Raw genomic sequence first — 13,648 nt, 5'->3', positions numbered from 1 at the left:
GAAAAAACCCCTATCAATGTGTACAGATTATTAATTAATCTGCCCCTTTAGTTCAATAAGAAAAAGGCTTTACCCCTTCTTGAGATAAAGCACCAGTTAGTTGAATAATGTATACAATTAATAACTAATATTTTCACACTTTTCCGAGTTTAGAACCTTAGGCCTAGCCTAGGGTTTTCATTTCTACAACAAAAGCAGAAACAGTTTTTAAACTGCTTCCGCTTTTTTCACTTTCTTACTTTTTCTTATTGATAAATAGTTTACCAGTCGCTATTTTTCTTGTTTCATTTCCATAACCATCTGAAACCATTACTTCTACTTCTGCTCCGGCTACCTTCACATTGGAAGTTGCCGTGTAATAGCCCACATAATGACCAGGGGATGTTTCCATCATTGGAAATTCAGTTGAAGCACTTGACAATTTATTTGTTGTATTTTTTGTGGTCGTTAACATTCTAAGCGCGAATACAGGTTTTAAGCCAGCCTCACTGTCAAATTCCACCTTTACTTTTTCACCTGATTTCAAGTACTTGTCTGTTGCTGGTTGTAAATTTTCTATAGAAGGAGCAGATAGTTTGGCATCCACCAATACCGATTTTTTCGTTTCATTACCTGCTTTATCATGGGCAATGACATGAATTGTATTTACTCCTTCTGATAAAAGGACTCGATGAGAGTATTTGCCGTTTGTAACTTCTGCTTGTTGACCATTTACTTTCACCCAGTCAAGGTGTTGATCTGATACTATTCCTTCTACCGTCACAGCCTCTTTATTGGTTTTTACATTGTTAACTGGCTTGTCAATAGAAAGCTCTGGTTTCGTTTTGTCATAGACTACTTTAACAGGAGCCGACGCATCCGTAGTACCACTTTCAGATGACGCTTTAGCAGTAATAGTGTTCTCTCCTTCATTTAATTGGAGTTCTGCTGAGAAGCTGCCATTTTCAGTTGTTTGCACAGATGTAGATTCCACTTCCTTATTATAAATCTTAACTGTAGTAGTCGGGGCTGATTTTCCTTCAACGATGACTGAACCTTGATTTGTAAAGAATCCATCAGCAGGTGATGTAATGACTGGTGCTTTAACTTCGTAATTAACCGTCGCCCGAATCATGTAGTTTCCTTCATCCTCAGGTGTTGGAGTAAATTCACCTCCAAAATAAGACCAGCTGCGACCAGAAAACTCACCATTCTCATCTGTTGCAAGTCCAGGAATATTCGGACTATCCCCACTTTGAATATAAACCATGTAGAAATCGCCACTGACCATAATTCCTTTTGAACTTAAATCTACATGTGTCCACTCACCATTTCTTTTGGCGGTTCCATTAAATGGTCCTGCTATTTTTTTACCAGGTCCACCATCTTTCCCACTGGCGTCATAAACAGCCACCTTGAAATCCGTTCCACCAGGCTGCGGCCAATCATCTCCCCAAAATCTGAATAATCCTCCTGTTACCATTGCACTTGTTTCGCCTTCAACTAAAGACATCTTGACAGCCCAACCATTACCGCCGGTATAGAACCCTTGTGCGTTTTCAAGCGTACCATCATCGTAGCCAATTTCTCCCGGATACCCGATAAAAGGTTTTAACTGCATGTCTTGTTTGAAAGATCCCGCGTTTACTTTAACGGTTAATTCTTTACCATAGTAGGATGGGGATGCCACTTTTAAAGTATAACTTCCTTCGTAAGCAGTAATGCTATATTCCCCTTTTTCATTTGTTTGGACAGGTTGAATCTGAGCATCTTCCATTAAAAACAGTGTAGCATTTGAAACTGGTGCTCCCGTCACTTCATTTGTGACTAATCCTGAAATCGTTCCTTTTGGAATTTCCTCCAAAACCAAGTTCGCTGTTACATCTTCGTTAGCTGAAACTGTAACAGACTGCGATGCTGAACGATGCCCGTATGCCTCTGCCTGAACTGTGAATGTTCCTGTTGCATTAGTTAATTGGTAACTGCCATTTTGCGGGTTTGTAAAGGTTGATCTACCTGTTTCCAGTACACTTACCTCTGCATCAAGCGGTAAGATTGACGGAGAAGCTCCCTGTTCTAAGTTATCTTTAGAAATCTCCTGCTTAACCGGAGTTATTTTGCTTGGATCCACTTTTACCTTTGTAGCCATTGTTACGGAATCTTTTTGATTATGGTCTTTAACAACCCCTAATGAGGCCTTGTTAGTTGCTTGAATAGGTTGATTAGATAGACGAACGTCGTCTATATACCATCCTCGATCATTAAAAAGTATGTCTGAAGTTGCATTAAAAGCAACAAAAATTCTTTGACCAGCATACTCACTTAAATCAACTTCTCCATCAATATAACTACTGGACTCTTGACCAGTGACGCGGAATTTTTGCGTCCAGTTTTCCATATCTGTTGAAACTAATACATGGCCAAAATCATAATTTGTTTCAAAATCATACCATTGTTTAAATTGTAAGTATGCCTGCCCATCTGGAAGGTCGATTGGCGGCATCAGTAACGTCATATTTGACCCATCTGGATAAAGTCCATCCAATTTTGTCGCATAAACTTTCTCACCTGATACGGCTTTTTGAGGTCCCGAAGTTGGTACTCCCCATTCCCAAACATTATTTACCCCGAAGGAACGCCAACCATCAGGCTTTGTTTCAAAGTCTTCTAAATAACCGATGCCAATTCCTGGTTTTACAAAGATGTTATACGAATCAGTTATAACTTGATTTCCAACATAATCGGTTATTTTCCATTTGTAAGTGAGAGTAGGTTCTTTAATGTCTTTTCCTGAAATTGTTACCATATATGAGCCATTTTTATGGTCTCCTGAGACTCTTTTAGCTTGAAGTGTATCCCAATTCCCATCTACTTTTAAGTAGTGTAGTTCAACATTCGTTACGCTGATATTATCTGTTGCCTGAATATCTAAATCTAAATCCATGCCCGAGAATGTTTTTTGTGGAGCACTATGCTCATACTTTGGTTGCTCTGCGTCCTCTCCTTCTACACTAACTTGTCCTTTTATTTTGCCAAGTCCGGTAGTAATGGAAGCCACAGCTTCATACGCATTAACTAGTCCGTATCCGTACCCATTATTAGGGGTATCCGGGAATGTTGAGTCCGTTAAAGGTGTAGAGGTTGATAATAATATTCCCTCTAATTCGTCTACTGTTAAGCTTGAATCCACTTGACGAAGAAGGGCCACAACCCCAGCAACATGCGGTGCTGCCATTGACGTCCCATTATTAGATGCATAACCACTGCCTGAAACGGCTGATCGGATAGCAACTCCGGGTGCTGCAACATCTGGTTTCACCTCATCATATGGGGAAGGCCCTTGAAGTGAAAATGAAGCTAATTTATTATTAATATCAACCGCGCCTGTTGCAAATGATTCTGGATAATTGGATGGACTGGCAGCTGATCCGGGTCCACCAGGATTCCAGAAATTTATATTTCCTACAGCAAACTCAGGGAAAATTTCTGCCGCACGCCAAGCTTCCACCATTGGACGGTACCATTCATCAAGCCCAGGACCTCCGCCCCATGAATTATTGACAACGTCAGGTGCTTTTTCAGGGTGAGGATTTCCATTTTTATCTTTTGGAGCTAAAATCCATTCACCGGCTGCTAATAAACCTACATCCTCTCCACCTTCTTCAGAGAATGCCTTAACAGAAATCCATTTTGCTCCCGGTGCAACACCAATTTGATTTTCACCGTTTGGTTCAGCACCAACCATTGTTCCTGTTACATGGGTTCCATGGCCAACATCATCATAAGGCGTCGATTCATTTGATACTGGATCATACCAATTGAATCCATGGTCTACATTATTCGGATTAGCTGGATCATATCCTCGGTATTTTTCTTTTAAAGCGGGATGATCCCACTGTACTCCTGTATCAATGGAAGCTACGACTGTCCCGGAGCCATCAATCCCCGATTTCCATACAGAAGGGACACCGATATTTTTAAGATTCCATTCTATAGAATCCTTTTGGTTATTTACACTAGCCTTCGCCTGGGAAGTTTCTTGTGATTTTACCGCTTTATGAAGCTGCCTCGTTTCATTTGGTAGAATCTTTTCAACTTCAGGAAATGCTGCGATTTGTTCCATGACCTCTTCCGTAGCTGTTACGGCCATTGCATTAACAATATAAAAGGATTTAGTATTTTTTGCTTTACCGGCTTTTTCTTGTTTCTTCAAATAATCTTTAACATTTACTTGTGTTTCGCTTGCTGTTGACCTTAAAGAAGAAACAACAGCAGATCTTTTCATATACTTTGCCTTTGCAGGAGAAGCCTTTTGACTAATTGCATTTTTCCCTGCTTCCGTAGCTATTTCAAGTGTATTTGCTTGTTGCTTAAATTTAATTAAGAAGGTTACTTCTTTCTGTTTATCAAATTGTTTAGTTAGCTTACTATTAATCTTACTTTTATTGGATGTTAAAGCAGCTTCTTTAACAGACGTGTAAGGCTTATTATTTGTTTCTGCCATACCCATTCTAGGCAACATTAATGAAAGGACTAAAAATGTACTTAAAATTACATACAACCATTTGAAGCGAGCACTCATTTTTCTTCTCAAAACTTCTCCTCCTTAGTTCATTCAGTTGAAATAGTGATGCAATTCATCCAATTACCAAAAGATCAAATCACCTCCTAAAATTGAAATCTCTTAGATGAGTAAATTTTCCAGTTAATGTAACCATAGCAAAAAAATAGATCATCAGATATCGGAATGTGTAGAAAATGAATGCGCTTTCATAAAATAATACTTTCGAATTAGGATAAATACTACATACGCTTGTAACCATTTATCCAGCATGGAGAACACCAAACACCTACTTGCATATTTAAACATAATCATTTATGTTTTTACGCTTTTCCTCTCCGTCCTCACTCTTGCATCCACCTCCTTTGTTGAATAATTACATTCATTTTCTTTTGATTTACGTATTTGAATCTATTGAATATTCACTTTATTCCTCTTAAACCCAGTGTAGTATACGCACATTTTTTTGGCAATGTTTGTTAAGGAAAATCATTCCATATGCTCATTTGTTATTTTTTGTATATGATTTATGTAGTATAAGCACATTTTTTTGGCAATGTTTGTTAAGGAAAATAGTTCCATATACTCATTCTTCATTTTTGCTATGAGTTATTTAATGATAAATCACTCCATAGAATTGACTATCATTCACCCTTTGCTGGAAACCGATAGCTTAAGTACAAACCATTCATCTCTTCTGATCATCACCATAACTTCCACTATATCTCGTAAGTATGTTTTTCTAACTACTCAACCATTTCTATGAATAAGAAGTGTATATTAAGATCAATACTCAATCCTTTTCTCTAGTTTCTCAAACTATTTTTCCTTGGATCACCTCTCTATCTAATCAGCTATTATCCTACTTTCATAAAGAAAGAATCCCCCTCACAATAAGAACTTTCGTTCTCAGCGTGAGGGGGATTCGATTAGTAAAAGATAGAGGTGAGATGATATTAATCAAACTTTTTTAGAAATGATCAAACTATTTTAGAAATTATCGAACTTTGTTTTAAATGATCAAACTTTATTTCAAAGCTACATTTACTGCAGAAAAAAATGCTAATTCACATTCTTTAGCGGTCTATTATTTTGAAATAACGATATATTTTGTTTAATTTCTCGTCATGCTTTCCCTTCAGATTTTCCATATTCCCAAATTCAAAAAACTTCACTTTTTTTATCCCAACATAATTAAACAAGGCTTTCTTCATTAATACTTTGTGCGCATTATTCAACCAGAACAAAGGATAAAGCGTTGGCCCCTTCATCGTTGAAATACAAACAACAGACTTCCCCTTCAAAAGTCCTTCTGGCAGAAGTCCGCCCTTGTCTTTGTAGGCAAATTCTGAAGCAAACATTTGGTCAATATACCCCAAAAGCATAGCTGGAGGCCGTCCCCACCAGATCGGATATATGAAAACTATTTTATCGGCCCAAATAATTTGTTCTCTATACTTTTCAAGTTGGGGATCGGAGTGCATATCCCTTCTGCGTTTTTTCTCATTGAAAACTAGGATCGGATTAAACTCCTCATCATATAAATCCAGCACCTTTATCTCCGCTTTATTGGGGTTTTCACTGCTTCCTTGAATAACCTTTTGAAAAAATGCATAACTTAGGCTCTGATGATTTGGATGCGTATATATAACAAGCGTTTTCATTGTGCCACCTCTTTACTTATCATTTGACAAACAAATCGTAGCACATTCTTTTTTAGTTATCAAATGATAATTGTATTTTAACAACTATTTTGTTATATTATCATTAAGAGGTGATCCTTTTGGAAAAAAAAGCTTTATTTCATAAATTTGTGGCCTTTACTACTTCTGTACATCAAGTGACGCATGAAATTACAAAAGATGTTAAATCCGATACCATTACCCCCGTTCAACATAGTATTCTTGAATATATAGCGGTTAGTCAGCCCGTTACCCTTAGTCAAATTAGTGATTGTCAGAATATGTCCATGCCTAACACGAGCCGTGAACTGAAAAAACTAAGCGAAAAAAATCTATGCGAAAAATTTGCCGTTGCCGAAGATCGACGAAAGCAATATATCCGTCTTTCCAAAGAAGGCGAAGTCATGATGAACGAAGCCTTTAACCATATAGAAGCCCGTTTCCTGCAACGGATAAAGGAAGCGTCCAATGATGATTTGGAAGAAATTAATCGGTCGCTGGATGTGCTTCACACAAAAGTATTTTATTCAATTAAATCCTTGTGAAGGTGAAATGCTGTTCCTAAACTTATACGTTGATTGGCTTGTGCTACCCCTAGAACAGAAAAAGGCTAAATCATAAGATTTAACCTTCTCCCTATTAGGAATTTATTTTTATCAAATAACTTAATCCTACTCAGTCCATTGCTATTAAAAATTATAAAAAGCAAAAGACGATTTAACCTTTTTAGAGGCTAAATCGTCTTTTTTTATTAAATCGCCCCGAAGTTTTTTAAAAATAAGAAGTCATTCCAATTATCGAATCCACTTCTAGAGCAGCGTCGGTTCCGCAAAGGGCAACGATTTTTGATCGTATTTATTTATTTTTGAGCCCCATCATACTTAAATTCCCACTTTAAAGTCATTGGTTCATAGAACTTTTCAACATCTTCAGCGTGACGAGATAAATCAGGTTCGCTGATTTGAAAAGTTAATTCGTAATTTCCAGGTTCAGGTAATAAAACATTAGACGCATAATGTGGGTCACCTGCTACCATTTGATACAATTGCCCTTGATCTACATCTTCATCTGTATCAAGATTATGTATCTTATAGCCAATTGTTAGATATGGAATCCATTCACCTTCATGAAATCCAAAAGAATTGTCTTTTGCTGCATGAATGTCGGCTTCTAAGTGAATGTTTCCTTCTTTTCCTCCACGCTCAACAGGAGCTACTTCAACTGAATGGGGCAGATAAACAGCATTAATCTCCATTCCATTTTTAATTACCTGACCAATCATTACATCTTCTCCAGCTTGACCTTCATGTTCAGAACCATGTTCTTTCTGATTAGTGCAAGCCGATAATACTAGAATTACTAATGATGCCAAAAATAAGATAAGTATCTTTTCACAAGCTATCCCTCCCCATATCGATTTTATTTATCATTTCTAAACTTTGTTCGAACTGCTCATTTTAATTCCAGAGTTTTTTCAGCGGAACTCGGAATTTCGTATGTCTAAGTCTGTTAATAGTTAAGGAAAATAAATGATCTATTTTGAAGTATTGATCCAAGCTTAAACTATAAATCTGTCTTTCTCTTAGTAACAAGCAAAATGCGCTTGTATAAAGGGTAAGGCTCATTACATTGATATTACCTGAGAGAAGAAAATTTATATGCATAAAGAGACAAGTCAGAATCGATGGAAGTATCATAAATCCTGCGATGAGGAACAAACCAAGCATCATTTGAGCGATGGGAATGGAATAATTTAAACCCATCACGTGCTTTAAAGCTACCTCGTCAATAAGAAATTTGTAAAAATCTGGTACATTAGGTTTATCTAATGCTTTTACCAGATAATCACTAAGAAATACCCCGGGTTGAGCAAACCACGAATGCCCTGTGGAACCTCCTTTTCCCAAAATCTTCGTAACTCCCGCTAAAAGCCAACCTAACCCAAATAGAATACGCATTAAAACGACTAAAGATTGAAACACGTGTTTTCCAAGTTTGTTTTGATCTGTAGTATGGAATATATCTTTAGCAACTACTTCATTTTGCATCATAAAGTCCTCCTGAATATTTTTAGAACGAAGTAGAATCAGTACTGATAATCATAAGAAAAGTTCATCGACAATCCGAAACTATTTTTTGTAAAACAACCGATTAATAAACCTATACCTACCAATAGTTTCCCCAAGGTACTAAAAAGTTAAATGTGTGATTTGGAATAGCTAAATTTTTCAGAAATATCACCCGCCAACCATGAAACATGTTTACTCGAGTTACACACGTAACACAGCTTCGATACCATGTTTTCCTCCTATTTTTCAATATAAAAAGCACAAAAGATATCATAACATAATTGATAATGATTTTCATTGTCAATTAATGTGTAAAAAATCTCTTGCAACAAACAGAGGAAACATAGTCCCTGTTTTGAAAATAGGTTACCGAAAACCTTGCATTATTCTGGAAACACTTGATCTAAAATCGTGTGAAACTGTAGCTTAGCCTCCATTTACATATTCGTGACAATCTTCTGTTGTCTCGAAAGATTTCTAAGATTTAAGAGTTGGATTGCTCTGTTTTTATGAGGTTCAAAAGCTCCTACCCTGGCTACTGATATCTTAAATCCAATAAAAATAAGGTCAACCAGTAAAAACTGGTTGACCTTATAATACGAAAGCATCCGTTAGTTTAAGTGCAATCCTTCACAATCTTATATCCTGACCATTTAATGACAAAAATACTGCCTAAATGACGCACTAGGTCTTTAACTCAAGCACTCTTAATTTGCAGTTGAAAGACCTCTCTTAGTTATTAATTATCTCAATAATTTTTTGTTGAGCATCTTTAGCTTCAGGGATTGGCATTACAACAAACGCATGGTTCATTTTTGGATAAACAAATGTATTGTTCTCAATTCCTTGCTCTGTTAGTTTTTCATCAAGTTTTATAGCATCTGGATATAAACCTTCGTGTGTTCCAATAAAGTGAGTGATTTTCCCAAGTCCTTTAAAGTTACCGTAGATTGGACTAATTAATGGGTCATCTATTTTCTTATCAGCTGCCCAAATCTTTGTAATCACTTCCATTCCTCCAATAGCCAACATTGGGTCCTTTTTTTCATATTCAGGTATAAGAGGGTTATCAAGTCCCATATCAACACATGCAGATAGCAAAATGATATCTTTTGGTTGAGGTATATTATTCGTCATTAAAAGATGTGCCAAACCAAGTGATATATTTCCGCCTGCCGAATCCCCCATAATGGTCAATTGTTTAGGACTTTCGACGGTTCCAAGGATTTCTTTATATAGGTTTAAGAGTTTTGGGTAGGTGTGCTGATAATTAAAATTAGGTACTTTAGGATAAATAGGAGCAATAATTTTTGCATTTAATGATTGAGCCATTTTATCCATGAACCTCCAATGAAAAATTAAAGGTTGATTAGTCCAGGCCCCTCCATGTATATAAAGAATTACTTTTTGTTCCAAAGATTTTTGGTCATTTAATGTGAAAACCTTTATGTCCTCTATCACTTGCTCCTTAATATCACTGGAAAATTTAGCATTCCCTATAACATATGGCTTAATATTTTCAGTTCCCCTTTGTTTTACGAACTTCGAGGTGTTTTCAATAGTGGAAAACCCCTTTTTTGTATTTCGCAAAGTTAGATATTTTTCAAAGAGATAACTTTGTATGGAACGTTTTTTGCTGTAAATTTGTAAACTCATTTTTATATCCCCTTTCATAAACCTCTTTTTTATTGATCATTCTGTTCAGTTTATGAAATAACGGTTATAGTTATTTTTCTCTTCATCAGAAGTTTTTAACAAATTTGAAAGCATGTTTTGAATAGAACGTAGGATTCTAATCTTCTTTTCAAGTTGTTATTCACAACACCCTTTAAAACGCCAATCCTCATTTTAATTTACATATATTAACTTATTCAATACCATTTCAAAATACTACTTCTTGAAGTAAAGCACCCGTTATTTGAATAAGAGTAAGACAATTATCCAACTGAATACGGTAATACCTAAAATTGGATTTCTAATTTTACTTCGTGTTTCTTTAGTACAACTATTTAAGTATCGACGAGTTCCTAACCCAATCGACCAAGCAACTATAAGCATTAAAGACAAAATAATGATAAATTTTGCATTAGGGAATGTATCGTTTAATACAGCTACAATTAAACCATTCAAACCAAAATATAAAAGTGAAATAAGTGCTAAACCATAACCACATAAAAACCACGTACTATTTTATTCATCTTGTCCCTCCTATTAACTACAATAAAACTCCATTTCCTTGTTCAACTAAACTGCCCCTTTAATTGAATAAGAAAAAAGAGCTGTCTAGGCAGCTCTCTCTTATCGTTCGTAACTCTATTCTATAGCACCAGTTCTCGACGCTTTATTTTTTTTTATTCTCCAAAAAAGTGAAAAAACAAGGAGAATAAATCCAACAACAACTCCTACAATTTGATCTAACAAAAGTTCTTCAGTTCTAAAGTAACGAAGAATAAAAGTTCCACCAAAAATTAAGAGAATCATACAAGCCAATTGAATAAGATAAGTGTTAATTTTCATCAGCTACCCCCTCACCCTCAATAAGTTATATAAATTAAAATTAAAATAAAACCAGAAACAGCTACCCTCAAAGGATAGCTGTTTTTCAACACAAGCCCCCGTTACTTCGTATATTACCTTGAACGAAAAGAATCCGGATTAAATGGGTTAAACTTTTTGTTTTTTTGTTTTATCCAATAAATAGAAGGCTATCGCTGCTATGAATAAACCCGTACTTAGCCATAAAGCTATTCCATTCCAATTCCCATTAAAAAGGGTGATATTGGTAAGCGTGATGAGATGCATTAAAACAATTAGAATTAATAAACCAGTTGACGTTTTCAAATTACCACTCCATTCTGTGTACTAATTCATTTCTTACTTAGACTTTTAATTCCAACATCGAGATATAAAAAGTAAAAACTCATCTTATTAAGCTACAAGTAATGTTTTTATTAGTTGATTTAAATTACTTCAGTTTAAAAGTTCAGCAAATTCATACTCAAAACATAGCATAAGCTTAACATTAAAAATCCCTTAGTTGGATATATTTAGAATAATTTCTTTTGAACTAACCTGCCCCGTTAGTTGAATAAGGAAAAATCCATCCCCATCAACTTAGATACAGCTTTACTACTCATTTGTTGAATATTGGAGCACCCATGCAAGTCATTCAATGTCTTCTTGGACTCGGGAAGAACGCGGAAGACTAAGGAAAGAGTATTATCAGAAGTACTTTTAAATGTAAAAAGGGCAACGACTTAATTGACATTGCCCAAATTGACTAAAGCACCCTTTAGTTGAAGAAGGAATATTAGCATGCTCTAGTTACATAGGTTAATTTTAGTAATAGTAATAAAAAATTGAACGATTTATCTTCTTATAACAGCTTTAATCGATTATTTAAATATCGAATTACATTGGAGAGTGAAACATGGGGGCTATTAATGGAGAAGATTATATTAACCGATTAAACCAGCTTAACAATGATATTTGGTACGACGGTGAAAATATTGAGGGGTTGCTCTCGGAACATCCTGCATTCAAAGGACTTATTCAGTCAAAAGCGGCTCTTTATGATTTGCAACATGACCCAGAAATAAAAGATGAGATGACTTTTATTTCCCCAGTATCGGGTGAACGTATTGGTCTTTCCTTTTTGCAACCAAAAACGAAAGAGGACTTAATAAGAAGAAGAAAGATGATTGAACATTGGGCTAGGTATTCAGGTGGTATCATGGGAAGAACCCCAGATTATTTGAACACAGTTTTAATGAGCTTTGCCTCTTCGGTATCCTTTTTAAAAAATAAGGACAAATGTTTTCCGAATAATCTGCAAGCATTTTATGAACTGGCTAGGGAAAATGACCTGTCGTTTACACATACCTTTGTTTCACCACAAGTGAATCGTTCTGAAATCTACTTTGAAGATACCGATGAGCCACCAATCGCCGCAAAAGTTATTGATACAAATGAAGAAGGAATCATCATTAAAGGAGCCCGTCTTCTTGCTACGCAAGGTGGTTTAACAGATGAGTTATTAGTATTTAGCGTTGGTAAATTTCTATTTAATGAAGATGAAGCTTTTGCTTTTTCGATCCCTTCTAATACGAAAGGAATAAAGTTTATTTGTAGGGATTCATTCATCGGAGGACAATCTTCTTTTAATCATCCATTAAGCTCGCGGTTCGAAGAAATGGATTCTATTGTTGTCTTTGACAATGTATTAGTACCTTGGAATAGGGTATTTTATTACAACAATGCGGAAGTAGCCGAAGAATTCCCAATTCACAGCTCTTTCAGTCCCTTTACTAAGCACCAAGTTTTGATTAGACAAATTGTAAAAACAGAGTTCGTCTTAGGTATTGCTGAGCTTCTTATCGAAACGATTAATATTAACGGATATCAACATATTCAAGAAAAGATGTCAGAAATCATCATTGGTCTAGAAACGATGAAAGCGTTGTTAGAAAAATCGGAGAATAACGCAAAATTAGATGAGTGGGGATATATGCGTCCAGATATTTTCCCGCTTCAAGTTGCTGGTAACATTTTTCCTAAAATTTATCCTCGTTTCACTGAAATTATCCAGTTAATCGGAGCTAGTGGAATGATTACATTACCTACTGAAAGAGCATTTCATTCTATTATAAGAAAGGACTTAGATATTTATCTTCAAGGAGCAAATAAGACCGCAGAGGAACGTGTAAAAATATTTCGTTTAGCTTGGGATCTAACAATGAGTTCATTTGGAACTAGACAAACCCAATATGAGCGATACTTTTTTGGTGACCCAATTCGATTATCAAGCGATTTATATAAGAAATATCCAAAAAATGAATATGTAGAGGTAATTAGTAATTTCTTAAATCTATAATAAGAAGAAGAAGTTTAAATATTCCTTTTAGGATCAAAATAGAACGCCCAATCTTTTTATAGATTGAGCGTTCTGTTATTTTTTTCTGGGATTCCATGAACTTTTAACCATATTTTTTCCGATGATAAGGATGCATAAATAAATCGTATTGAATTCTACGTTCCTCATGAGATTTTCTTAAATAATTTATATCTGTTCCTCTTTCAAAAACCTCTCTTTTACTCCTTCTCATCAACTCGGTTTCTCCATCCGTATATAAGTAAACTTTTAGATTGAACAAATTGGGATCTGTAAAGGCCACGCTCATGCCTTCAACCTGCCCCTTTAGTTCAATAAGAAAAAAGGCTTTACCCCTTCTTGAGGTAAAGCACCCGTTAGTTGAACAAGACTTTTATGTGAAGTGAATAAAAGAGACGTCTAGTAGTATAGAACGTCTCTCTTTCAAAAATTATTTGGGTAAGGGACTTAAATGCTCGTGAATTAA

General features: G+C 35.6%; 9 protein-coding genes and 1 pseudogene. 3 read left to right on the top strand and 7 right to left on the bottom strand.

What is annotated here, in order from left to right; translation table 11 throughout:
• Positions 1 to 235 precede the first annotated feature (235 nt).
• Together AC1DSK_RS03645 and AC1DSK_RS03640 are read right to left on the bottom strand one after the other, a co-directional pair.
• On the bottom strand, positions 236 to 4,573 hold the full coding sequence (locus AC1DSK_RS03645) for a S8 family serine peptidase (protein ID WP_477598055.1): 4,338 nt from the start codon (positions 4,571 to 4,573) through the stop codon (positions 236 to 238).
• 1,043 nt (positions 4,574 to 5,616) lie between these two features.
• On the bottom strand, positions 5,617 to 6,204 hold the full coding sequence (locus AC1DSK_RS03640) for an NAD(P)H-dependent oxidoreductase (protein WP_477546478.1): 588 nt from the start codon (positions 6,202 to 6,204) through the stop codon (positions 5,617 to 5,619).
• Positions 6,205 to 6,323: 119 nt separating this feature from the next.
• Between AC1DSK_RS03640 and AC1DSK_RS03635 the strand changes: the two genes are divergently transcribed.
• Positions 6,324 to 6,767: a MarR family winged helix-turn-helix transcriptional regulator gene (locus AC1DSK_RS03635; RefSeq protein ID WP_477546479.1), complete on the top strand. Its 444-nt coding sequence runs from the start codon at positions 6,324 to 6,326 to the stop codon at positions 6,765 to 6,767.
• 314 nt (positions 6,768 to 7,081) lie between these two features.
• On the opposite strand, the gene AC1DSK_RS03630 is transcribed toward AC1DSK_RS03635, so the two are convergent.
• The 4 genes from AC1DSK_RS03630 to AC1DSK_RS03615 all read right to left on the bottom strand — a co-directional run bounded on the left by AC1DSK_RS03630 (position 7,082) and on the right by AC1DSK_RS03615 (position 10,808).
• Positions 7,082 to 7,594, bottom strand: a complete 513-nt coding sequence (locus AC1DSK_RS03630; protein ID WP_477546480.1) for an iron transporter — start codon at positions 7,592 to 7,594, stop codon at positions 7,082 to 7,084.
• Positions 7,595 to 7,679: 85 nt separating this feature from the next.
• A complete protein-coding gene (locus AC1DSK_RS03625) occupies positions 7,680 to 8,273 on the bottom strand; it encodes a hypothetical protein (RefSeq protein ID WP_477598053.1) in 594 nt (197 codons plus the stop codon).
• A gap of 750 nt (positions 8,274 to 9,023) precedes the next feature.
• Positions 9,024 to 9,947 carry an alpha/beta hydrolase fold domain-containing protein gene (locus tag AC1DSK_RS03620; RefSeq protein ID WP_477546482.1) on the bottom strand — a complete coding sequence of 308 codons (924 nt, stop codon included), beginning with the start codon at positions 9,945 to 9,947 and terminating at the stop codon, positions 9,024 to 9,026.
• A 657-nt stretch (positions 9,948 to 10,604) separates the two neighbouring features.
• Positions 10,605 to 10,808, bottom strand: coding sequence for a hypothetical protein (locus AC1DSK_RS03615; protein WP_477546483.1), 204 nt, complete (start codon positions 10,806 to 10,808; stop codon positions 10,605 to 10,607).
• A 620-nt stretch (positions 10,809 to 11,428) separates the two neighbouring features.
• On the opposite strand from AC1DSK_RS03615, the gene AC1DSK_RS03610 reads away from it, so the two are divergent.
• Entirely contained in the window at positions 11,429 to 11,500 is a 72-nt protein-coding gene (locus AC1DSK_RS03610) for a hypothetical protein (protein WP_477546657.1), read from the top strand.
• Positions 11,501 to 11,721: 221 nt separating this feature from the next.
• Positions 11,722 to 13,164: a 4-hydroxyphenylacetate 3-monooxygenase, oxygenase component gene (hpaB, locus tag AC1DSK_RS03605; RefSeq protein WP_477546484.1), complete on the top strand. Its 1,443-nt coding sequence runs from the start codon at positions 11,722 to 11,724 to the stop codon at positions 13,162 to 13,164.
• A gap of 103 nt (positions 13,165 to 13,267) precedes the next feature.
• On the opposite strand, the pseudogene AC1DSK_RS03600 reads toward hpaB, so the two are convergent.
• Positions 13,268 to 13,480, bottom strand: a pseudogene (locus AC1DSK_RS03600) (phosphoribulokinase); the annotation flags it as partial.
• Positions 13,481 to 13,648: the final 168 nt, after the last annotated feature.

The sequence above is a fragment of the Paenisporosarcina sp. P4_B8 genome (assembly GCF_056402175.1).
The sequence above is the reverse complement of the archived record's forward strand: the minus strand, read 5'-3'. Positions and strand labels throughout refer to the sequence as shown.